Raw genomic sequence first — 21,349 nt, 5'->3', positions numbered from 1 at the left:
AGCTATGTCGACTCGATCAGCTTCGGCCGGGGCAGGTGTCGCGCAGGCCGTCACCGTGATCATGGGCGTCATAGTCGGCCTCACCTTTCTCTTCGGCTTCGGCAACGTCCTCAACCTCGCACTGCGGCTCGGCGTGCCCGTCTGGGTCGCTCCGCTCGTCGCACCCGCGGTCGACCTCTCGATCCTCGGGCTCCTCCTCGGCAGTCGGCACCTGGCCCTCGCGGGGGTGCCGTCGACGCAGTTGCGGCCGGCCCGCCGCCTACTGCTCTTCGCGAGCATGGCGACTCTGGCGATGAACGTGGCTGACCCGCTGGTAGCGGGTCACCTTGGCAAGGCCGCGTTCGACGCGGTGGGCCCGTTGCTGCTGATCGGATGGGCTGAGAAGGCGGCGGAATTGCATCGGATGCATCATTCGACACGGTGGGCGCTGCGCTCGACCTGCCTGGTCGACGCGGCAGTGGTTCGCTCGATGGGGTTGTTGTTGCGTCGTTGACCTGCAGCTGTGTTGCCGCAAGCGTCACCAGGAGCCACGATGTTGCATCGTTTGCAACGGAGGTGGTGATGGCTCAGGGCGCCGATCTGACCGGAAGCGTTCAGGCTGTGTTGCCGGTCGGTGTGCGCTATCTGGATCCGGAACCGGCTGTGTTCGAGGCGATGCTGGAGGGCTGGACGCGTCAGCAGCACAGCCGGATGTTGCGGGAGACGACGATCGGCGAGTGTGTTCGGCTCGTCCGCCGATTCGCCGAGTTCACCGGTCAGTACCCGTGGCAATGGGTGCCGTCCGAGGTGGAAGCGTTCATCTCCGAGTTGAGATCGGGTTCGAAACCGGTCGCGTTTTCCACGGTGCGTGGGTATCAGACGACGCTGCGGTTGTTCGTCGAGTTCGTCACCGATCCCCGCTACGGCTGGCCCGCGGAGTGTCAGACACGGTTCGGGATGGTTCCTTCGCAGATCTGCCACGAGTGGAACACCGTGACGCACTCGGCGGAGTTCGAGGGGCAACCAGCTCGGCGGGCGTTGACCTACGACGAGCTGCAGACGTTGTTCGATGCCGCGGATGACCGGGTGGCGCAGATTCGTGGGCGGGGCAGGAAGGGATCGTTGCCCGCGTTGCGGGATGCTGCACTGGTGAAGACGGTCTACGCGTTCGGGTTGCGTCGTCGTGAGGCGTCGATGTTGGATGTGGCCGACTGGCGGCGCAACCCGCGCGCCGGAGACTACGGCCGCTTCGGTGCCGTGCAAGTCCGTTACGGCAAGGCTGTCAAGGGCGCACCGCCCCGGCGGCGCACGGTGTTGACGGTCCCGGAGATGGACTGGATCGTCGAGGTTCTCCAGCACTGGGTCGGTGAGGTGCGAGCCCAGTTCGAGCCTGGTGGCCACGGCGCGATGTGGATGACCGAACGGCGCGGGCGGATCGCGGTCCGCACGCTCGATGAGGCGTTCGCGGAGATCCGGTCTCTGGCCGGGTTGCCGGCGGAGCTGGACTTGCATTGTCTGCGCCATTCCTACGTTACCCATCTGCTGGAGTTCGGCTACCCGGAACTGTTTGTCCAGCAACAGGTCGGTCACTCTTACGCCTCGACCACGGCAATCTACTCCTCCGTCGGTGACGAGTTCCGGAACAGGTTGCTGGAGCAGTCCTTGCAGCGGCAGATCAAGGAAGGGACACCGCGGTGACGAAGACGATGTCGTATCGGTGGCACCTGCGGCAGTTGATGGCCGCCCGTGGCTTGTTCCAGACCAGCGATCTGGTCCCGTTGCTGGCCGAACGGGGCATCCACTTGTCCCGCGAGCAGGTCTACCGGCTGGTGACCCAGCGGCCACAGCGCCTCTCCCTCGACATCCTGGCCGCGTTATGCGACATCCTCGACTGCGGTGTCGGCGATCTCATCGAGGTCACCGCCGAGCCCGTCGAGGTCCGCAAAACCGGCTCCACAACGGGGAAAAGCACGGCGAGTGCACCGAAGCGGACGGTGGTGCGCCGACCGGAGAACCCATGAAACCCAGCTGGGGCCCGGAGCGGCAGCTGGTGATTGATCATGTGACCGCCCAATGCCCTGCGCTGCAGCGCGATCACGCCGCCGATCTCGTGCGGCAGGCGGCTGGGAGCACCGCGTCGCTGCGTCGGCTTGCCGCGCACCTCACCGACCACCCGGACGCGCTCACCTCGGGTTCCTCGGATGCGCCTCCACCGCTGGTGCGCCTGACGACGCTGCTCGTCGGCGCCGGTATCGGCGGAATCCGCCGACCGTGCTGCCTGCGCTGCGGACTGCCCAGACCTCTGCCGACCATTGTGGATGGTGGACGGGTATGCAACACCTGCCACCGCCGCGAGATGATCGAAGTGTGCTGCCGGTGCGGCCGAACCTCCCGAATGGCCATGCGCGCAGCCGACGGACCCCTGTGTCTTCCGTGCTACCGCAAAGACCCTGCGAAGCAGCATCCCTGCGCGCACTGCGGACGGCGGCGGACGGTGTCTCGCCGACTCGACGATGGGACTGGACTATGCGAGGGATGCGTTCCACGGCTGCGGCGCACCTGCAGCAGCTGCGGCCAGCTCGGTGTCGCCGCGACGTTGGCCGGTGACAAGGTCATCTGCCGGCGGTGCTACCGCAGGCCCGAACGAGAATGCAGCGTCTGCGGCCGACACCGGCCAGCCAAAGTCACAGAAGGATCCGATGGTCTGGCTTTGTGCTCGCGCTGCTACCGCACTCCGGTCTCACTCTGTCTGACCTGCTCCAGCATCGGTCCCTGCGACCACGACACCGCACCAGCCGCCGATGCGACCGGCCAGATGGTGTCGGCCGGTCACCGTCGCCTGATCTCGCAACCCATCCGACGCTGCGATTCCTGCGGGCGGGACCGGGCCGCTGAAGCGCACTGGCCACGAGGATGGATCTGCCGAACCTGCTACGTCAGCATCCTCGACAACCCCAGACCTTGCCCAACATGCGGCGAGCGATATCCACTGCTCGGCCGCCGTGACGGCGAACTGGTCTGCGGACCATGTGTCGGAGACGCCCGTGTTTACACCTGCCCCGGCTGTCAACAATCCAGTCATCCGTTCGCGCACGGCGGCTACTGCGTGAGATGCGCTCTGCGCCAGCGGCTCGCCGCGGCCCTCGTTGACGGCAATGGTGTTGCCGCGCAACACTTACGCCCCTTGATCGACGCTCTCGCCGATGCGGAACGGCCCAGAGCGGTTTGGAATTGGTTGTTCGTCGGCCGTCACCACGCGGCCGACGCCATCGCCGGTCTTGCCAGGCGGCCCGGTCCGCTCAGTCACGAGATCCTTGACGAGCTGCCCGCGGGGCCTCGGAGGAACTTCCTGCGCCGCCGACTCGTCGATGCGGGAGTTCTCCCGGCACGCGACGACAACCTTGAGCTGCTCGCAGGCTGGGTCGAGCAGCGACTCGCCGACCTTCCCGAGGCGCACGCTCGGATCGTGCGGCCTTACGCGACCTGGACGGTCCTGCGCCGGGCTCGGCAGCGAGCGGACCACAAGCTTGTCAGCGAGGCCACCGCCGGATGGGCTCGCATGCGGATCAACGTCGCCATCGCATTTCTGGCTTGGCTCGATGACCAAGAACTCACCCTCGGCATTGTTGACCAGAACGCCATCGATCGGTGGGTGACCACCGGCAGCAGTTTGCGTTACGAAGCCCGCCACTTCCTTTGCTGGGCAACCGAACGCCGGTTGGTGTCGAAGGTGGAGGTCCCCGTCCGCCCAAAGAGTGCCAACGGCTATCGGGCCATCGAAGCCGACGAACGCTGGAGCCTGCTCAACCGGCTCTGGCACGACAGCACCATCCCGCTGGACGTTCGCGTCGGCGGCAGTCTGGTTCTCCTGTTCGGGCAGCACCTCAGCCGAATCGTTCGCCTCACCACCGACTGCATTGCCGACAACGATCATGCGGTCACGCTGATTTTGGACCGCAGTCCGGTCTCGCTGCCCGAGCCGCTCGCCGCGCTGGTGATGGAGCTACGCGATCAACGACTGGCCGCCCGCCCTTCGGCTAACCCGCCAGCCCAATGTCTGCTGTTCCCCGGCCGCCCGGCAAGCCATCCGATCAGCACGGAACCGTTCCGGAAACGACTGGCCCTCCACGGAATTCAGGCCCGGCCCGCCCGCAACGCCGCGCTCACCGAGTTCGCCGCCGACCTCCCAGCACCAGTCCTCGCCGAGCTCCTCGGACTGCACATCGGCACGGCCGTCACCTGGACCAAGACCCTTCAACGTGACTGGTCGGCCTACCTGGAAGCCCGCGCGACCACCGGCAACGCCACTGACCTGACGACGAATAGCGCACACTTCGAATAGGTGCCCTCCACCAGTAGTCGGCCCGGATCTGTTGAGGGAACTCGCTACCGCAAGTCAACCGGCTGAAGTAACGCCTGGCGAGGTGAAGCCGGTGCAGGCAGCGGGTTCCGACGAACCGTACGGTATCGGGCAAGCGGCGGAGCCGACCGGAAACGCGAAGCCCCACGGCGTGGGTGAGCAGTGCAAGCGGCCAACGTCGAGGTTGGTTGATGGCGATCTGCTTGAACGAGCGAGGCAGGAAGACGCGGCTCACAGGTCCGTCCATCAGCGGCCGATATCCGCCGATACCCTGCGCCGGAAACTCGGGATAGGGGCTATGCGGGCGCGGCAACTGGTTGCTCTTGTGCGTTCCGAGAGCCGCGTGCGGGCCACGGATGAAGCGCTCACCTTGGACGACATGCGTTCCAGTGCGACGCTTACTGCCTGATCGACGCCCGACTCGAACTCGGGAGGAGCCCGCTAGCCCACCTGGGACCGCGGCGAATGGATCAGCGGCACCGTCCAGACATTCCTTGCAGCTACGGATAGGTGGCATGAACGCGACCGGTGGCTGCTTTGAGACGACGCGGAGGCCGGGGGTTGTCTGCTACCGCGGTCCGACTGCCACGGAGACGTCGGAAGGGTGCTGGGCGAGCGGCGTGACCTCGATGGTCATGTAGGGGTAGAGCGGCAGTGATTCGAGGATGGCGTGCAGTCCGTCGTTGGTGTCGACGTCGAAGATGCTGATGTTGCTGTAGCAGCCGACGACGCGCCAGAGGTGCCGCCAGACTCCGGTGTGCTGGAGTTCGAGTGCGCGTTTCCGCTCGGTGGCAACGAGGTCTTCGCGGTGGTTCGGTTCGAGATCGTGCGGGATCGCGACATCCATGCGTACGTGGAAGAGCACGGTCGTTCAGTCCCTTCGGAAGGCGCGGACCTGGCCGGGGTCGAGTTCGACTCCGAGACCGGGTCCGGCGGGCAGGTGCAGATGACCATCGGCGTAGCGGAGAGGTTCGGTGAGCATGTCCTCGGCCATGAGCAGGGGGCCGAACAGTTCGCTGCCCCAGGTCACGCCCGGTGCGGCGCAGGCGAACTGCAGTGAGGCCGCGGTGCCGATCGGGGACTCGATCGACGTAGCGGCGTGGGTCGGGATGCCGGCGGCGGCGCCGATGGCGGCGATGTCCATGCTGGCGCGCAGTCCTGCGCACTTGGTGGTCTTCACCGCCAGTACACCGGCGGCGCGGTGGCGTGCGATCCGGGTCGCGTCGGCGGGTGTGCGCAGGCTTTCGTCGGCCATCACCGGGATCGGCAGTGCGGCGGCGATCTCGGTCATCGCGTCGAGATCGGGCCCGGGCACAGGTTGCTCGACGAGTTCGACGCCGGCGCCGACGAGCGCGGGGAGGTGGCGCAGTGCGGTGACCCGGTCCCAGCGGGCGTTGAGGTCGACGCGGACTCCGGCGATGCCGCGGAGTTTTTCGGCGACGGTCGTGATCCGGGCGACGTCGTCGGCGGGTTCCAACGCGCCCATCTTGAGCTTGAAGGTGGTGTGCAGCCCGGTGTCGAGTTTGGCGAGGGCTTCTTCGACGACCACCGGCGCGGGTTCGGTGCCCAGCGCCCAGGTGACCGGGATCGAGGTGCGGGCGCGGCCGCCGAGCAGGGTGTGCACCGGCACGCCGAGGCTGCGCGCCCACGCGTCGTGCAGCGCGACCTCGACCGCGGCCTTGGCGAAGAGGTTCGCGGCGACGACGTCGGTCATATCCCGCATCAGGCCGTGGATGTCGTCGACGGTCCGTCCGATGAGGACAGGAACGAGGTAGCGTTCGACGATCAGCCGCATGGTTTCGACGGATTCGCCGCCCCACCACGGCCCGCCGGGGACGACTCCTTCGCCAGTGCCGGTGACGCCACCGGCGGTGCGGATGAACACGTACAACACCGGCTGTGCGTCCATTGTGGCGCGGGCGAAGCGGTGCGGGCGGCGCAACGGGATATCGACGATCACTGTCTCGACCCGGTCGATGTGTAGATCCTGGTTCATCAGGCGGGTTCGAGGTCGAAGTCGTAGGTCGCCTGCCGGCGGCCGTCGGGCCGCGTCTCGGGCGTGAGGACGAGTTCGTCCTTGGTCGCGCTCGCAACGTCGGAGTCGAGCCACTCGCCGCCGTGGAAGTACAGCTGTGTGGTGATCTGCCGGTACCCCGGTGCGCGCACCATCAGGTGCAGGTGCGCGGGGCGCCACGGATGCCAGCCGGCCGCGGTGATGAGTTTGCCGGTGGGGCCGTCGGTGGGGATCTGGTACGGTGCGGGTTGAACGGTGGTGATCTCGAAGCGGCCCTGGTCGTCAGTGGTGATCACGCCACGCAGGTTGCCGTCGGGGATGTGCGGGGCGAAGCCGGAGTAGTAGCCGTCGGCGTCGGCGTGCCAGATGTCGACCTCGGCGCCGCCGAGCGGGGTGCCGTCGAGCGCGCGAACCTGCCCGGTGAACACGAGAACGTCGCCTTTCTCGTCCGCGCGCTGCGGCAGAGCCGTCACCGCCGGCAGGGTTTTCTGGCCAGGCAGGTAATACGGGCCTTCGATGGTGCCCTTGGTCCCGTGCTGCGTGCGCTCGGCGACCTGCTCGACCTCATGCTCGACGAACACGTCGAGGAACAGCGGCCATTCGCCGCCTTCGCCGACGTCGATCAGCCACTGCTTCGCGGCTTGAAATTCCGGGTAGGTGATCTCGTGGTCGCGGATGACGCCGTGCACGGCGTCGAGGAGGGCGTGGGCGACGGTGCTCACGCGCTGCTGGTCGACGTCAGCGGGTCCGCGACGGGTGGTGCCGGCGCGGAAGGCGGCGGTGGCGTTCGCGCCGGAACCGGCCGCGGTCGGTGCGGGTGTGGCGGTCACAGGGTGCTCCAACTTCGGTGTCAGGAAAGAAACTTCTCGACGGCGGTGACGGTCTGGTCGAGCCGTTCGACCTGCGGGATGTGGCCGCAGTCGTCGATCACGACGGCCTGGCTGTCGGCGAGCTCGTGCTGCCACTCGGCGACATAGCCGACCGGAGCGACCCGGTCGTCGCGGCCCCAGACCAGCAGGACCGGCACGGTGAGCCGGTGCAGGCGGGAGCGCAGCCCTCGATCGGGCACGGGCCACACGAACTTGCCGGTGCTACCAAAGGCCCAGACCATCGCCGCGGTCGCGGCGGCGGCGATGTCGGGATCGTCGGGCATGGCGAGCATCGACTGCGCACCCGGCCCGCTCGGGTCGCGGAACAGCAGCGCCGGGAGTTCGGCAGGCGGCGTCGCGATCCAGTTGGCGATCGGGAGGTCGTCGCGCCACAGCCCGATCGGGTCGAGCAGCACCACCTTCGACGCGAGCTGCGGGTAGGCCGCGGTGAGTTCCGCGGCGAGCATCCCGCCGAAGGACTGGCCGATCACCACCGGTTTGTGCAGCCCGAGGGTGCGCACGACCTCTTCGTAGATCAGCACGATGTCGGAGAGGTGGTCCACGGCGTGGATGGCGTAGGGATCGCCAGCGCTGGTGCCGGGGAATTCGGGGGCGTAGACGGTGTGGGTCTGGGCGAGCTCGGACAGGAACGGATCCCACGCGAGCCCGGCGGCCGGGTGCAGGTAGAGCAGCGGAGCGCCGGCGCCGGCGATCTTCACCTTGATCGAGAGCTTGCCGTTCCACACCGGCACGGTCTCTTCGGTGATGACCGGGTTGGTCGTTTCGATGGTCGTCATCAGACCGTCACCGCCGTCTTCTGCGTCGTGGTGCGAGTGGGTGCGCCTTCGGTCGCGGTCGCGCCGGGAGTGACCGGTGTCGGGTCGCCGCCGAGGCGTTCGGGCCACCAGTGGTGGCGGTGCTCGCTGTCGGACCACAGGTCCCGCAGGTGCGGGGCGACCTCTTCGGCGAAGAGCTGGATGTTCTTCATCGCCAGGTCCCGTGGCAGTGAGCCGAAGCCGAGCATGGCGTGCAGGGTGCCGATGCCGTACTGGCTGCAGTATTCGCGCAGCTGCTCGCGCACGGTGGCCGGGCTGCCGCAGATCACCACGCCCGCGTCGACCAGCTCGCGGAAGGACGCGCTCTTCATCTGGTAGTACAGACCGAAGTCGCCAGGATCCTTCACCAGTGCCTGCACGCCGCGGATGTCGATGCCGCCGGGCAGGCCGAGCATCTCGGGTGGGATGGAGCCGAGGCCCTTGCGGAACCCGTATTCCAGGTGCGCGGCGTATTCCTGCTCGGCGCGTTCGTCCGTTTCGGACACTGCGATGGTCTGCAGGAACCCGAGCCGATAGGGATTGCGGGGGACGCCGACCTGGTCGGCGATCTCCCAGAACCGGTCGAAGATCCGCTTACCGGTCAGCTTGGCCCCGAACCACGACAGGTAGTTGAAGCCGAAGTTGCGTTCCAGGCACATCTGCATCGTGCGTGGGTTGCCGATACCGGTGATCCACACCGGTGGCGTCGGCTGCAGCGGGCGCGGCCAGATGTTCACCGACGGGTACTGGCTGAACCGTCCGTTGTGGACGAACGGCTCCTGATCCCTCCAGGCCCGCAGCAGGAGTTCGAGGTTCTCGTCGAACCGCGGGCGGATCTCGATCGGCGGGACGCCGTTGTTGACGCTCGCGTCGTAGTGCAGGCCGATCGGGAAACCGGCTACCAGGCGGCCGCCGGAGAGGACGTCGATGAAGGCGTACTCCTCCGCGACCCGCACGGGTTCGCGGGCCTTGCCCAGCGACCGGCCCATCGGGAAGATCGCGACGTCCAGGCCTTCGGCTTCGGTCTGGTACGCGAGTGCGCTGGCCACCAGGTCCGGGTTGGGCACCATGTCGTAGCTGGACTGGCCGTGCTCGGTGACGGCGATGCCGTCGAAGCCGGTGCGGGCGCCGAGCATCAGCTCGTCCATGAAGTCGCGGATCGACGAATAGACGCCGTCGCGGTTGGTCACCGAGTACGGCGTGGTGCACACCGACTGGTGGTGCTGCTCGAAATCATCGGGCAGGTACCGGTACGGGGCCTGCTCGAACAAGGTGATCTTCATTGATCCTCCGGTGTTTGTGGTCAATGCGCAGCGGCGAGAGGGCGGTCAGTGCTCGGGCATCGCGTGGAAGCGCTGGGCGGCGCCGACCCAGCCGGGGCTCGGCGGGCCGTCGAGGCTGAACACCATCGGGCCGTCCAGCAGCGGCAGCCCGGTCGAGACGAACCGGCCGTCGCCGAACACCAGCGGCTCGCCCGCGCGATCCTCGAACCCGGTGATCTCACCGAGCTGCAGCACGTGATCGCCGCCGTCGTAGCGACGCCACGGACGGCAGCGGAACACCGCGACCGCGTCCGCCAGCGTCGGCGGCTCATCCTCGCCCGCGGGGAGGTCCCAGGCGATCCGCAGGCCCGGCCGGGTCCGGCCGGCGAACTGCATCGCGACGTCGGGCTGGTCGGCACGCAGCACATTGATCGCGAACGGCAGATCCGCCACCGCGCCGCAGGCCTGCGTCGAGCGGGCCAGCGAGACCAGCACCAAGGGCGGGTCCAGCGACACCGAGGTGAACGAGTTGACCGTCGCGCCCCGGATCTGGTCACCCACGTGGTAGCTGATCACGGTGACACCGGTGGTGAACCGGCCGAAGCACCGGCGCAGTGCCCGCGGGTCGACCGCCGACGTCGGTCCGTCTGTCTGCGGGGTGTGGACGGGACTGGTGGCGGTGGGCATTTCAGCACCTCCTCGGGCTGTGGTAACTGTCACCGTCGCACGCCGGGTGCCAGTTTGTGAAAGACTAGATCCAGCTCTGTTGAGACCTACTACATCTGAATTGGGAGGTGATCGTGGAACTTCGGCACCTGCGGTACTTCCTGGCCGTGGCCGAGGAACGCAACTTCACCCGCGCGGCAGAGCGGCTGACCATCGCCCAGTCGCCGCTGTCGCAGCAGATCCGCCAGCTCGAACGCGACCTTGGCGTCGAGCTGTTCACCCGCACCACCCGCTCGGTCGCGCTCACCTACGCCGGCGAGGTGTTCCTGCAACGCGCCCGCGCCCTGCTCACCGACGCCGAGACCGCCGCCGACGATGCGCGCAAGGCCGCAGCCGGCCAACTCGGCTCACTCAGCGTCGGGTTCACCGGCTCCGCCACCTACGAACTGCTGCCGACCCTCGTGCGCGCCTACGCCGACCGCTACCCCGACGTCACCCTCGAAGTCCACAGCGACATGGTCACCCCGCGCCAGACCGAGCAACTGCTCGACGGACGGCTGTCGGTCGGCGTGCTCCGCCCGCCGGTGACCGTCCCCGGCCTCGCCGTCGAAACGATCCGCCACGAACCCGTCGTCGCCATCCTGGCCAGCCGCCACCCCGCGACCGTGCACCGCAGCCTCGACCTGGCCGACTTACGCGACGAATGGTTCATCTCCTACCCCAGCGACCCACCGTCCACGATGTACTCGGTCATGCGGTCGGCGTGCGAAACCGCCGGGTTCACTCCGCGCATCCGGCAGACGGTGGCCGACAGCGCCGCACTGGTCGCGCTCGTCGCCGCCGACATGGGCGTCGCGCTGGTCCCCGCGTCCCTGCGCCACCTCCACATCAACGGCGCCACCTTCCGACCCCTCGCCACGCCCGCCCTCACCACCGGTCTGGCCCTGGCCTACCAAGAAACCGACGTCAGCCCGCTCGTGCGCCGCTTCATCGACACCGCACGTACCGTGGTGCGCAGCCGCACCGCCGTCGAGACACCGACTCCGCCGCCACCCAACGGCGACGAGCATTACGGCATCGAGTTCTGATCCGGCGCAGCCGGTCGGCGGCACCACGGGAACCAGCGACCCTGGCCGAGCCGAGGCGGGACTCGGCCAGGTCGCTTGCCCTGACTACGTCTGTCAGCCGAGGAACGCGGAGACCGCCGTGTAGGTGGTCTCGGTCTGTTCGACCTGGGGGATGTGGCCGGACTTGGGAATGATCTCGACCCGGCTGTCGGCGATGCGGTTGCGAAACTCCTCGGCGTACGCGGGAGAGATGAGGGCGTCTTGTTCGCCCCAGACGACGAGGGTGGGTGCGGTGATGCGGTGCAGTCGCTTGCCGAGGCCGCGGTCGGGAATAGGCCAGCAGAGTTTGCCGGTGGCGCCCAGATTCCAGACCATGGCCGCCTGCGCGCTGGCGAGAGCGTCGGGATCCTCGGGCATGGCGAACATGGCCTGGGCGGCGTCGCCGGTGGGATCGGCGAACAGCAGGCCGGGCAGTTCGGTCGGCGGGGCGGCGATCCAGTTGGCGACCGGAGCGTCGTCCCGCCAGAGCCCGATCGGGTCGAGCAACACCAGCCGCGACACCAGGTCCGGGTAGGCGGCGGCGAGTTCGGCGCCGAGCATCCCGCCGAAGGACTGCCCGACAACCGGCACGGCGGACAGCCCGAGACCGCGCAGTGTCTGCTCGTAGATCAGGACGGTGTCCCACAGGTCGTCGATCTGGTGGATGGCGTACGGATCGCCGGGGGTGGTGCCGGGGAACTCGGGCGCGTAGATCGTGTAGTGCTCGGCGAGGCGGTCGAGGAACGGGTCCCAGGCCAGGCCGCCGGAGGGGTGCAGGTACACCAGCGGTGGGCCGTCGCCGCCGACGCGGACCCGGATGGTGACGCGGTCGTTCCAGGTGGACACGGTGCGGTCGGTCAGGGTGGTGCTCATCGCGCGGTCACCGCCTCGTTTTCGGTGCTGGCCTGCCGGCCGGCGGGATGGGGGACGCCGCCGAGGACTTGGGGCCACCAGTGGTGGTTCCAGCCTTCGTCGGTCCAGATCTGCTGGATGTGGGGCAGGACCTGTTCGCCGAACAGGCTGATGTTGTCCTTGGCCAGTTCGTGCGGCATGGAGCCGAACTGGAGCATGGCGTGCAGGTTGCCGATGCGGAATTCGCGGGCGAACTCACTGATCTGGGCCCGCACGGTGGCGGGGCTGCCGCAGATGACCGAGCCGGCTTCGACGAGCTCCTTGAAGCTGGCCTGGCGCATCTTGGCGTAGATACCGAAGTCGCCGGGATCGCGGAAGATGAACTCCAGCCCCTTGATGTCGATGCCGCCGGGCAGGGCGAGGCGTTCCATCGGGATCGACCCGATCGCCTTCTGGAAGAAGTACTCCGCGTGGCGGGCGAACAGCTTTTCGGCCTGGGCGTCGGTGTCGGCGACACAGATGGTCTGCATGAACCCCATCTGGTAAGGGTTGTTGTCCTTACCGAGCCGGTTCGCGGCGTCCCAGAACCGGTCGAAGATGCGCCGTCCGGTGACCTTGGCACCGAACCAGCCGAAGTAGTTGAACCCGAAGCCGCGGTTGAGGCAGAACTCCATGGTGCGGGGGTTGCCGATGCCGGTGACGAACACTGGTGGGTGCGGATTCTGCTGGAGGGGGCGGGGCCAGATGTTGACCGCGGGGTGCTGGTGGAAACGTCCGTTCCAGGGGAACACCTCGTGCTCGGTCCAGGCTTTGAGGACCAATTCGATGTTTTCGTCGAACCGCAGCCTCGTTTCGGCGGGCGGGACGCCGTTGTTGACGTTGGCGTCGTAGGCGAGCCCGACGGGGAATCCTGCGATGAGCCGCCCGCCGCTGATCGCGTCGAGCATTGCCAGTTCTTCCGCCGCGCGCAAGGGTTCGCGGCTCTTTCCTAGGGACCGGCCGAGCGGGTAGATGCCGGTGGCGATCCCCTCCGCTTCGGTGGCGTAGGCGGCCGCGGCTTCCAGGATGTTGGGGTTGGGCGCCATGTCGTAGGAGCTCTGGCCGTGTTCGGTGATGGCGATGGCGTCGAACCCGGCGCGGGCGGCGTGCATGATCTCGTCGAGCGCCTCGCGGAACGCACTGTGGACCTTGTCCGGGCTGGTGACCTCGAAGTAGGGCGTGGTGATGACCGATTCGGCGTAGCGCTTTGCGAAGTCGTCAGGCAGATCCCGGTAAGGGACCTGCTGGAAGTACGTGACCTTCATGATGAGTGACCTCCTCCTTGAGGTTCGGGTGGTTCAGGGCTCGTCGAGGTAGCCGGGTTCGGTGATCTCGTGGAGCCGGTGGGCGTGGCCGACCCAGGGTGCGAGGGGCCGGCCGTCGAGCTGGACGACGCGGGGCAGGTCGTATACCGCGACGCCGGCCATCCGGAACTGTCCTTTGTGGAACAGCAGTGGATCGCCGCGGCAGGAGTCGTGGTGCACGACTTCGCCGAGGAACAGCAGATGGTCCCCGCCGTCCTGGGTGGCCCATGGGGTGCATTGCAGCCACGCGACGGTGCCGCGCAGCCGCGGCACTTCGGCAGTCGGCGACCACGGCACTTCCAGGCCCTCTTGGGGCCGGCCCGCAAACTGCAGCGCGACGTCGAGCTGGTTGGCGGCGAGGACGTTGACCACGAACGGGCGGTCGCCGAGCAGGCGGGCCGCGGTGGTGTGGCGGGCGAAGGACACCAGTACCAACGGTGGGTCCATCGACACCGAGGTGAAGGAGTTGATCGTGGCGCCGCGCGGGCCGTCGTCGGTGTCGTAGGTGACGACGGCGACGCCGGTGGCGAACTGCCCCAGGCAGCCACGCAGGCTGCGGGCATCCAGCGGCCTCTTGGCCGCTGCCGCGTTCACCACGCCTCCTTCACCAGCGCGGCCGCTCGTGCCTGGTCCAGGTCCGGCACGCCGGAAGCGAGCAGTTCCGCCGCGAGCCCGAGCCGAGCCTGGTCGAGGCCGATCTCCCGCAGCCGTACGGAGGCGCCGACGTCGTCGAGCAGCGTCGACACCATCGCCGCGACGTCCGGCACGCCGAGCGCTGCGGCGCGGTCGGGGCGGTCCTGCTGCAGGAACGCCAGCGTGTGCGGGAGCAGGGCCGCGTGGGTTTCGGCGTGGGGCAGGTCGAACGCCCCGCCGAGAATGTGGCAGGCCGTGTGGTGAGCGCTGGAGCCGGCGTGCGCGAGCACCGTTCCGGCCAGCTGCGCGCCCTGGGTGAGGTCGGCGCGGGCCGTGCGCTGCAGCCCGTCGGCGAGCAAGCGGGTCGCGCCGGCGGCGAGCAGGTCGGTCAGCGGGCTGTGCCCGGCGGCGAACACCCCGCTGGTGGCGTGGGCGAGCGCGTTGACCGCGCTGGTCCGGGCGAGCTCCGGCGGCAGGTCGGCGGTCAGCTCCGGATCGAGGACCACAGTGGTGGGCAGCGCCCGGTCCGAGCGCGCGGTGCGTTTCACGCCGTCCTCGGTGATCCCGTAGATCGGGGTCATCTCCGAGCCCGCGTAGGTGGTCGGGAGTGCGACGATCGGCAGGCCGGTCTCGACGGCGACGGCCTTGGCCGTGCCGGTCGCGGAGCCGCCGCCGAGACTGAGCAGCAGGTCGGCCTCGATGTCGCGGGCCAGGCTGGCCGCGGCGCGGGCGTCCTCGGCCGGGACGTGCCGGCGCACGGTGGGCACGTGACCGGCGATCCGGCCGTCGACCGGGGCGAGCACGTCCTGGTGGGCAGTGCGGGCTCGCGTGGTGGCCACGAGCAGGACTCGGCGGGCGTGCAGCCGGTCGAGTTCGGCGGTGAGGTCGGTGCGGGCGGTGCCCGGGCCGTAGCGCACGCGGGGTCCGCGCAGGGTCAGCGTGTAGGCGGCACGCTGGGTGTCAACGGCGTGCATATTTCGCCACCTTCTCTTCGTCGATGGTGATGCCGAACCCGAGCCCGTCGGTCAGCAGCAGCTCGCCCGCCTCGTAGGTGACCGGTTCGGTCGCGATGTCGTCGGCCAGCAACAGCGGGCCGAACAGTTCGGTGCCCACGCCGACGGTGGTGGCGGCGAACAGATGCGCCGAGGCCGACGTGCCGAGGGAGGTTTCAATCGTGGTGCCGCCGTAGCAGCCGAGCCCGGCCGCGTCGGCGACGGCGGCGATCCGGCGGGTCGCGGACAGGCCGCCGCTTTTGCCGATCTTGAGCGCCAGGACGTCCGCGGCGTGCGCGGTGGCCAGGTGCAGCGCGTCGGCCGGGGTCCACAGCGACTCGTCGGCCATGATCGCGATAGTGGTCTGGTGCCGCAGCCGGGCCAGGCCCGCGACGTTGGCGGCGGGCAGGGGCTGTTCTGCGAGGTGGACGCCGGCCTCGGCCAGGGCGGGCAGCCACCGGCGGGCAGTGTGTTCGTCCCACGCTCCGTTGAGGTCCACCGCCACGGGAGCGGCGCCGTCGAGGGCGTGGGTGACCGCGCTGACGCGGGTGACGTCTTCGTCGGCGGGCAGGGTGCCCATCTTGAGTTTGAACGAGTGGTGCCGGCCCTGAGCGAGCAGCTCGCGGGCCTCGTCGATGACGATTTCCGCCGGTTCGGTGCCCAGCGCCCACGTCACGGGCAGCCGCTCCTGCCGGGCTCCGCCCAACAGTTGGGAGACCGGCACGTTCAGCGCGCGCCCGGCAGCGTCCCAGACGGCCATCTCGACCCCGGCGCGGGCGAAAGGCGCGCCAGCGGCGTGCTTCTCCAAGTGCCGGGCCAGCGCTTCGGGCCGCAGGACGTCCTGTCCGAGGACCAGCGGGGCCAAGTGGTGCTCCACGAGCGCGGCCATGCCCTCGACCGACTCACCGCCCCACCACGGCCCGCCCGGGACCACGCCTTCGCCCCAGCCGACGACGCCGTCCTCGGTGACGAGCCGGATCAGCAGCACGCCCTGGGTGTGCATCGTCGCGACCGAGAAGCGGTGCGGGCGCACGAGCGGGATATCGAGCAGCCGCGTCTCCAAGGCCGCGACCCGCAGCACTGCAGCGGGGACGGTCGCCTCAGGCATCCGACACCGCCGGTGCGAAGGCGAAGTCGTACCGGGCGTCCACAGAGGACTTTCCGTCGGCCGCTGCGGCGCCCTCGACGAATGTCACGTCCAGGACCAGCTCGTCGCGCACAGCGTTGGCGACATCGCTGTCGAGGTATTCGCCGCCGGGGAAGTACAGCTGCGAGGTGCGCTCGCCGAAGTACTCGTGGCGCAGCTTGACGTGCAGGTGCGCGGGACGGAAGAAGTGCCGGCCCAACGCGTCGAGCACGGTGCCGGTGGGGCCGTTCTTCGGGATCTCGTAGGGCGGCGGTGCGATGGTGCGCACCGAGAAGACGCCGTTGGCGTCGCTGCGGAACCGGCCACGCAGGTTCCAGTCCGGAATGTTCGGGTGGATCTGCGAGTACTGGCCGGCCGCGTCGGCGTGCCAGAGATCGAATTCCACCTCCGCGAGCGGCCGGCCGGTCTCGGAGGTGACCCGCCCGTGGAAGATCAGCGGCACGCCGGCTTCGTCCGGGCGCTGCGGCATCACATACGGCGGGCCCTCCAGCCACGGCGCGCCGGGCAGGTAGAAGGGTCCTTCGATCGCCTCGATGCTGCCGGTTCGGCCGTGGTTGTCCATGTCGGTGGCCGCGGCTTCGAGGAACACATCGAATAGCAGGCTGGCCTCGCCCGCCTCAACCTCGGCGATGATCAGATCGGTCGCGGCCCGGTATTCGGCGTGGGTGATGCCGTGTTTGCGGATGAACTCCACGAGCGTGCGCTCAAGATCCTCCACGACGGTGAGGACCCGGTCGTTCGTCATCGAACTGCCCCTTCCCTAAGGCGGTCGCATTGCGTACACTTGAGCCGCATTGCGAACGCATGTCAGAATGAGCGCAGAGACACGGTGATGTCAAGGAGGACGCATTGACCGACGAGCACGAACGGCGAGACCACCTGCAGACGCTGGAACGCGGATTGCAGGTGATCGCAGCCTTCTCCGGGCGAGGTCCTCTGCTCGGACTGAGCGAACTCGCGTCCGCGACGGGACTGTCCAAACCGATCGTTCGGCGGATCATGCTGACCCTGGAACGCCTCGGTTACGCCCGGACGAGCGATGGTCGCTTCGGCCTGACCCCGAAAGTGCTGGCCCTCGGGTACGCCTACCTGTCCTCGGTGCGGCTGACCGACGTGGCCCGTCCGCTGATGGAGGAGCTCACCGACAAGCTCGGCGTCGGCACCTCGCTCGCCGCACTCGACGGATCGGATGTCGTCTACGTCGACCGCGTCCAGCGCGGCCGCATCACCAGCGTCAACCTCGCCGTCGGCACCCGGCTACCGGCACACGCCACGTCCATGGGCCATGTGTTGCTCGCATTCGCCGCGCAAACCGACGTCGACGCCGTCCTCGGCGACGGCCCACTGGAGGCCTTGACCGAATCGACCCTGACCGACCCGGCCGCGCTGCGCGAACGGCTCGCCGTGGTCCGTGAACGCGGCTGGGACGCCGTCGACCAGGAACTCGAACTCGGACGACGCTCCGCCGCGGCCCCGGTCTTCGACAGCGACGGCCGCGCGATCGCCGCCCTCTCCCTGTCTTGCGGCACCCTCGCCTGCACGATGCAACGCCTCACCGAGGAGTACCTCCCGCCGCTGCGCGACACCGCCCACACGATCAGCGAAGCCCTCGGCGCCGGGGCCCGCACCAGCTGAAGCCCCACAACGAACGGAACGACCATGTCCGAACTCGACGCCCCCGCCGCCCGGCCCCTAGCCGATCTGCCCGACTACACCGCCCTGCTCGCCCGCACCGACGCGCCGGCCGGCTCCAGCTGGGGCCTGTTCGGCCCAGACGACCAGCTCGGCACCCTGAACTTCCTGTCCCTCAACGACTTGCACGCCGCAGCAGGCGAAATCCGCACCGGAACCGCGTACTCCCTCGACCTGCCCTCGACCGCGATCAGCACCTCACTCGCGCCGACCCGCAAACCGATCGAGCACCACATCTTCCAGCGCACCCCGTTCCACCGCGACGAATGGCTCGACGGGTTCTACACCCAGTACGGCAGCCAACTCGACGGGCTCCGCCACATCGGCCACCCCGAACACGGCTTCTACAACGGCGCCGACGCCGGCCGCTTCGTCCCCGGCGACGAGACGCTCAGCATCCACCACCTCGCCACCCTGCCCATCGCAGGCCGCGCTGTCCTGCTCGACGTCGACCGTCACCTCCGCCTCCGCGGCAAACCGATCGACCCCCACTCCAGCCGCGCGATCACCGCGCAAGAACTGGAGGACACCCGCGCCGCGCAAGGCACCGACGTCCACCCCGGCGACATCGTCCTCATCCGTTTCGGGTGGATGCACTGGTACCTCACCCAAGCCGATCCGCACATCAAGAAAAGCTTGCACAGCAGCCAGATTCACCCCGGGCTCGCCCAGTCGCACGACATCCTCGCCTGGCTATGGGACCACCGCGTCAGCCTCGTCGCCGCGGACAACTTCGCCCTCGAATGCTGGCCCGCCGCACCCGACAGCCCGTTCTTCATCCGCGCCGAGCGAGAAACCGGCGAGCGTGACCCACATTCGGGCATCATGCACCGCGCCCTTATCGGTCTCCTCGGCATGCCCATTGGCGAACTCTGGAACCTCGACGCACTCGCCGCCGCCTGCGCCAACGACAACCAGTGGTCATTCCTGCTCACCGTGGCACCACTGACGATCGTCGGCGGCGTTGGCTCCCCGGCCAACGCCATCGCCATGCGATGATCCAGAAGAACGCAGGATCAGCGACGCGACGCCCTTGGTCACCTAATCACCTGGGCCGCGAACCCGCCTAAATCCTGCTACGACGGTGAGACAAGACCGCCTCCGCTCGTCGAAGGCGGAGTTCTAGTTGAGGTAAAAATCGACAGCGCCCGATCGGTAGCCCCTCGACCCCGTAAAACCGCAGGTCAGAGGTAGTGTAGGGGCTACCGATGCTCCGGTCCCTGTGGACCTTGGGGGAACTTACTACAACACAAAACCCCAGGTAGAAGCCCTGGAGACACTGCTAGGGAAGCTCCCCGACCCGTCCGCGCCCGCTCCGCCGCCCGTCGACCGGCCAAGACCGGGTCGGGCACGGCAACTCGATGCCGTCCAGGTCAAGGACCTCATCGCTGGATACCAAGCCGGAGCAACCGTGTACGAGCTGGGTACCCGATTCGGCATCGAACGGCGGACGGTCAGCAACATCCTCAAACGACACGACGTGCCGATGCGTCGCCGCGGACTTGCCCCCGAGCAGGTCGACGACGCCATCCACCTCTACAACCTCGGCTGGTCCCTCGCGCGAGTCGGCACACACCTGGGCGTCGACCACACCACCGTGCTGACCAAACTCCGCGAACGCGGCGTCCCCACCCGCGACACCCACGGACGGCCACGATCGTGAGCCGAGCACTGACTGTCCGATCAGCGGCGACCAGGTCCCGATCCACTGGGTCGGTGAGGTCGACGACAGCCCGCGATATTGCCTACGCGGAGCTGAAGGATGAGGTCGTCAAGGTCGCGGCGGCCTGGGCGCTTACTCTGGTGCCCTGCGGATCCGGCACTGACGAGGGGTGAGTAACCAGATTTGAGAGTTCTCGGCGTGAACGCGGCGGGCGGCAAGCTGTGGCTCTGCCTGGTCGACGACAACGGTGTGTTAGAGACCGAGCCGAATTGCCTTGAGTTGCGCGACGGCCCCCAGGCCGGGTACGCCATCGTGGCGTTCCGAGACGAGTGCGTGCACGCACTGACGGCACTGTCACCCAATCGGGTCGTGATCCTAGACATGGAACCGGGTGGGCGGGTACCGAAGGTCGCGGACATGCGGACTCGGTTTACCGCCGAGGCGCTGCTGGCATCTTGCGCAGTAGACGCCCAGGTGACATGCGTCCGGCTCGCCCGCGCGACGCTCCGCTCTCGGTTGGGCCTACCCCGCAAAGGCGCGGTCGCTGACCACGTGGCCAGCGTCTTCGATACCCCGGTAGGGAAATACTGGACGAAGAAGCGAGATCTCGCCGCGGTGGCGGCACGCGCAGAGATCGTCGGAGAGTGAGATATGCCCATCGTCGGAGACCTCCTTCAACGGCCCACCTACGAGATCCTCCAAACAATCGGGGAGGGCAACGTCGGCGTCTGCCGGCTTGCGAGGCACGACATCTTCGATCGCGACGTCGTACAGAAAACGATCTCCCTCCTCAGCGTGCCCGACGGGGTGGCCCGCGAGCCGCACCTGTTGAAGGAGGCCCGGCACAAGCATCTGATCGAGGTGTGGGACGCCCAATGGGAACCCGACCCCCAGTTCCGTGGTCTGGACGCCGTGACCTTCATCTGCGACTACTACCCAGGAGGGAGCGTCTACGACGCGCTCATGGACGGGCACGGATTCGGCTTGGCCGACGCGATGAGGATCTGCGGCCAGGTGCTGGACGCCCTGGAGTACCTGCATCAGGATCGCGCGTACGTGCACAGGGACGTCAAGCCCGACAACATCCTTCTCGACCAGTCGCGGGAGAACGCAGTCCTCGCTGACCTAGGCTCCGCCGGCAAAATCGACCCGCGTACTGGCACAGCGCCGGACTACGGGGGCACGCCTTTGTACCTCGCACCCGAGGCCAAGTCCACTGGGCATGTGACCCTCAGATCGGATCTGTACTCGCTCGGAGTCACAACAGTCGAGATGCTCGCTGGCAGGTTCCCGTACGAGCAGATCCAGTTTTCCGAGGTTGACACCCGCCTTGCCGCGGGGAAGCGCGCAATGACCGACCGGTGGTATACGTTCCCGCCGCACGTGCCGCCCAACGTGAGGAAGTTTGTCAGTTCACTGGTGCGGGTGGAACCTGCAAGGAGGCCAGACACAGCACGCTCCGCGCTCCGCAAGCTCAACGGGCTGCAATACGTTGACTGGCGACGTGTATCAGGGGCAGACCTGCTCGGCGAGTGGGTTGGCACCTGGCCACCCACCAAAATCCCCGCGAGGCGCCGACACTACCGCGTCCAAGCGATCGAAGTGGCGCGTGGACGTCACGCCGGACGGGTACAAGTAACCGCCGAGTGGCAGAGGCCGGGCAGCCCTTGGCGAAGCATCCGCCGGCTAACCAGCTACACGGACGCGGGAGACGCGAAGGCGCTGACCGAGTTCTTCAGGCAGGTGGAGTCCCTTGCCCAGGCGTCACCGGCCTGACGCACTGCGGAGCCCTGGGATCGGTCGAGTTGGCTGAGGTCCGCGGCGAGGTCCTTTGCAGCGGCGTCCGACAGCACGAGTAGCGCTTGCCCGCCTCCGTCGCGCGGCTCAAGCCAACCTCGGCCGACCGCCCTCCATAGGGCCTGGGTCAGGCCGAGGACGCGCAGCCCGACGCTGGGG

The 21,349-nt window shown here is 68.2% G+C and carries 21 protein-coding genes and 1 pseudogene; 10 read left to right on the top strand and 12 right to left on the bottom strand.

Annotated features, from left to right (window positions below):
* Positions 1-4 precede the first annotated feature (4 nt).
* The 4 genes and pseudogenes from ATK36_RS21440 to ATK36_RS21420 form a co-directional block, all read left to right on the top strand.
* A pseudogene (locus ATK36_RS21440) lies at positions 5-382 on the top strand (hypothetical protein); the annotation flags it as partial.
* A gap of 38 nt (positions 383-420) precedes the next feature.
* Positions 421-1,677, top strand: a complete 1,257-nt coding sequence (locus tag ATK36_RS21435; RefSeq protein WP_245914969.1) for a tyrosine-type recombinase/integrase — start codon at positions 421-423, stop codon at positions 1,675-1,677.
* The gene (locus tag ATK36_RS21430) at positions 1,674-2,000 is read left to right on the top strand and encodes a helix-turn-helix domain-containing protein (protein ID WP_211291924.1); all 327 of its coding nucleotides are present in this window, start codon (positions 1,674-1,676) and stop codon (positions 1,998-2,000) included. Before ATK36_RS21435 ends, ATK36_RS21430 begins: the two co-directional genes overlap by 4 nt.
* A gap of 1,163 nt (positions 2,001-3,163) precedes the next feature.
* Positions 3,164-4,321, top strand: a complete 1,158-nt coding sequence (locus ATK36_RS21420) for a hypothetical protein (protein ID WP_141544498.1) — start codon at positions 3,164-3,166, stop codon at positions 4,319-4,321.
* Between the two features lie 586 nt (positions 4,322-4,907).
* Here ATK36_RS21420 and catC read toward each other — a convergent pair.
* From catC to ATK36_RS21385, 6 genes are read right to left on the bottom strand one after another with little or no spacing between them, the layout of a single operon-like run.
* Positions 4,908-5,204, bottom strand: a complete 297-nt coding sequence (gene catC, locus ATK36_RS21410; protein ID WP_098513148.1) for a muconolactone Delta-isomerase — start codon at positions 5,202-5,204, stop codon at positions 4,908-4,910.
* A gap of 6 nt (positions 5,205-5,210) precedes the next feature.
* Positions 5,211-6,335 (bottom strand): muconate/chloromuconate family cycloisomerase, encoded by a 1,125-nt coding sequence (locus ATK36_RS21405; RefSeq protein ID WP_098513147.1) that lies wholly within the window; start codon positions 6,333-6,335, stop codon positions 5,211-5,213.
* Positions 6,335-7,183 carry a catechol 1,2-dioxygenase gene (gene catA, locus ATK36_RS21400; RefSeq protein ID WP_098513146.1) on the bottom strand — a complete coding sequence of 283 codons (849 nt, stop codon included), beginning with the start codon at positions 7,181-7,183 and terminating at the stop codon, positions 6,335-6,337. The genes ATK36_RS21405 and catA overlap by 1 nt, the downstream gene beginning before the upstream one ends.
* Before the next feature lie 20 nt (positions 7,184-7,203).
* Complete coding sequence (locus tag ATK36_RS21395) at positions 7,204-8,019, bottom strand: alpha/beta fold hydrolase (protein ID WP_098513145.1); 816 nt, start codon at positions 8,017-8,019, stop codon at positions 7,204-7,206.
* The gene (locus ATK36_RS21390) at positions 8,019-9,320 is read right to left on the bottom strand and encodes an LLM class flavin-dependent oxidoreductase (protein ID WP_098513144.1); all 1,302 of its coding nucleotides are present in this window, start codon (positions 9,318-9,320) and stop codon (positions 8,019-8,021) included. The genes ATK36_RS21395 and ATK36_RS21390 overlap by 1 nt, the downstream gene beginning before the upstream one ends.
* 45 nt (positions 9,321-9,365) lie before the next feature.
* Positions 9,366-9,986 carry a flavin reductase family protein gene (locus ATK36_RS21385; protein ID WP_098513143.1) on the bottom strand — a complete coding sequence of 207 codons (621 nt, stop codon included), beginning with the start codon at positions 9,984-9,986 and terminating at the stop codon, positions 9,366-9,368.
* Between the two features lie 113 nt (positions 9,987-10,099).
* On the opposite strand from ATK36_RS21385, the gene ATK36_RS21380 reads away from it, so the two are divergent.
* The gene (locus tag ATK36_RS21380; protein ID WP_141544497.1) at positions 10,100-11,053 is read left to right on the top strand and encodes a LysR substrate-binding domain-containing protein; all 954 of its coding nucleotides are present in this window, start codon (positions 10,100-10,102) and stop codon (positions 11,051-11,053) included.
* Between the two features lie 93 nt (positions 11,054-11,146).
* Here the strand turns inward: ATK36_RS21380 and ATK36_RS21375 are convergent, their stop codons facing one another.
* The 6 genes from ATK36_RS21375 to ATK36_RS21350 are packed head-to-tail and all read right to left on the bottom strand — an operon-like array spanning position 11,147 to position 16,783.
* Positions 11,147-11,944, bottom strand: coding sequence for an alpha/beta fold hydrolase (locus ATK36_RS21375; protein ID WP_098513141.1), 798 nt, complete (start codon positions 11,942-11,944; stop codon positions 11,147-11,149).
* Positions 11,941-13,227 (bottom strand): LLM class flavin-dependent oxidoreductase, encoded by a 1,287-nt coding sequence (locus tag ATK36_RS21370; protein ID WP_098513140.1) that lies wholly within the window; start codon positions 13,225-13,227, stop codon positions 11,941-11,943. The genes ATK36_RS21375 and ATK36_RS21370 overlap by 4 nt, the downstream gene beginning before the upstream one ends.
* A 33-nt stretch (positions 13,228-13,260) precedes the next feature.
* Positions 13,261-13,860: a flavin reductase family protein gene (locus ATK36_RS21365; RefSeq protein WP_245914968.1), complete on the bottom strand. Its 600-nt coding sequence runs from the start codon at positions 13,858-13,860 to the stop codon at positions 13,261-13,263.
* Positions 13,857-14,873, bottom strand: coding sequence for an iron-containing alcohol dehydrogenase (locus tag ATK36_RS21360; RefSeq protein WP_098513139.1), 1,017 nt, complete (start codon positions 14,871-14,873; stop codon positions 13,857-13,859). Before ATK36_RS21360 ends, ATK36_RS21365 begins: the two co-directional genes overlap by 4 nt.
* Positions 14,860-15,999: a muconate/chloromuconate family cycloisomerase gene (locus ATK36_RS21355; RefSeq protein WP_098513138.1), complete on the bottom strand. Its 1,140-nt coding sequence runs from the start codon at positions 15,997-15,999 to the stop codon at positions 14,860-14,862. The genes ATK36_RS21360 and ATK36_RS21355 overlap by 14 nt, the downstream gene beginning before the upstream one ends.
* Positions 15,992-16,783, bottom strand: a complete 792-nt coding sequence (locus ATK36_RS21350) for a dioxygenase family protein (RefSeq protein ID WP_098513137.1) — start codon at positions 16,781-16,783, stop codon at positions 15,992-15,994. Before ATK36_RS21350 ends, ATK36_RS21355 begins: the two co-directional genes overlap by 8 nt.
* A gap of 104 nt (positions 16,784-16,887) precedes the next feature.
* Here ATK36_RS21350 and ATK36_RS21345 point away from each other — a divergent pair, with 104 nt between their 5' ends.
* The 5 genes from ATK36_RS21345 (at position 16,888) to ATK36_RS21325 (ending at position 21,169) form a co-directional block, all read left to right on the top strand.
* Entirely contained in the window at positions 16,888-17,673 is a 786-nt protein-coding gene (locus ATK36_RS21345; protein WP_211291922.1) for an IclR family transcriptional regulator domain-containing protein, read from the top strand.
* Positions 17,674-17,697: 24 nt separating this feature from the next.
* The gene (locus ATK36_RS21340; RefSeq protein ID WP_098513136.1) at positions 17,698-18,729 is read left to right on the top strand and encodes a cyclase family protein; all 1,032 of its coding nucleotides are present in this window, start codon (positions 17,698-17,700) and stop codon (positions 18,727-18,729) included.
* A gap of 412 nt (positions 18,730-19,141) precedes the next feature.
* Positions 19,142-19,393 carry a hypothetical protein gene (locus tag ATK36_RS33710; RefSeq protein WP_245914966.1) on the top strand — a complete coding sequence of 84 codons (252 nt, stop codon included), beginning with the start codon at positions 19,142-19,144 and terminating at the stop codon, positions 19,391-19,393.
* Between the two features lie 198 nt (positions 19,394-19,591).
* Positions 19,592-20,041, top strand: coding sequence for a hypothetical protein (locus ATK36_RS21330; RefSeq protein WP_098513134.1), 450 nt, complete (start codon positions 19,592-19,594; stop codon positions 20,039-20,041).
* 3 nt (positions 20,042-20,044) lie between these two features.
* The gene (locus tag ATK36_RS21325) at positions 20,045-21,169 is read left to right on the top strand and encodes a serine/threonine-protein kinase (RefSeq protein WP_098513133.1); all 1,125 of its coding nucleotides are present in this window, start codon (positions 20,045-20,047) and stop codon (positions 21,167-21,169) included.
* Positions 21,170-21,349: the final 180 nt, after the last annotated feature.

Source organism: Amycolatopsis sulphurea (assembly GCF_002564045.1).
Classification (GTDB): Bacteria; Actinomycetota; Actinomycetes; order Mycobacteriales; family Pseudonocardiaceae; genus Amycolatopsis; species Amycolatopsis sulphurea.
The sequence above is the reverse complement of the archived record's forward strand: the minus strand, read 5'-3'. Positions and strand labels throughout refer to the sequence as shown.

Excerpts from the sequence above, each read along its gene's own strand:
- ATK36_RS21405 (WP_098513147.1), bottom strand. The coding sequence starts at position 6,335 with ATGAACCAGGATCTACACATCGACCGGGTCGAGACAGTGATCGTCGAT.
- ATK36_RS21395 (WP_098513145.1), bottom strand. The coding sequence starts at position 8,019 with ATGACGACCATCGAAACGACCAACCCGGTCATCACCGAAGAGACCGTG.
- ATK36_RS21390 (WP_098513144.1), bottom strand. The coding sequence starts at position 9,320 with ATGAAGATCACCTTGTTCGAGCAGGCCCCGTACCGGTACCTGCCCGAT.
- ATK36_RS21385 (WP_098513143.1), bottom strand. The coding sequence starts at position 9,986 with ATGCCCACCGCCACCAGTCCCGTCCACACCCCGCAGACAGACGGACCG.
- ATK36_RS21375 (WP_098513141.1), bottom strand. The coding sequence starts at position 11,944 with ATGAGCACCACCCTGACCGACCGCACCGTGTCCACCTGGAACGACCGC.
- ATK36_RS21370 (WP_098513140.1), bottom strand. The coding sequence starts at position 13,227 with ATGAAGGTCACGTACTTCCAGCAGGTCCCTTACCGGGATCTGCCTGAC.
- ATK36_RS21360 (WP_098513139.1), bottom strand. The coding sequence starts at position 14,873 with ATGCACGCCGTTGACACCCAGCGTGCCGCCTACACGCTGACCCTGCGC.
- ATK36_RS21355 (WP_098513138.1), bottom strand. The coding sequence starts at position 15,999 with ATGCCTGAGGCGACCGTCCCCGCTGCAGTGCTGCGGGTCGCGGCCTTG.
- ATK36_RS21350 (WP_098513137.1), bottom strand. The coding sequence starts at position 16,783 with ATGACGAACGACCGGGTCCTCACCGTCGTGGAGGATCTTGAGCGCACG.
- ATK36_RS21340 (WP_098513136.1), top strand. The coding sequence starts at position 17,698 with ATGTCCGAACTCGACGCCCCCGCCGCCCGGCCCCTAGCCGATCTGCCC.
- ATK36_RS21325 (WP_098513133.1), top strand. The coding sequence starts at position 20,045 with ATGCCCATCGTCGGAGACCTCCTTCAACGGCCCACCTACGAGATCCTC.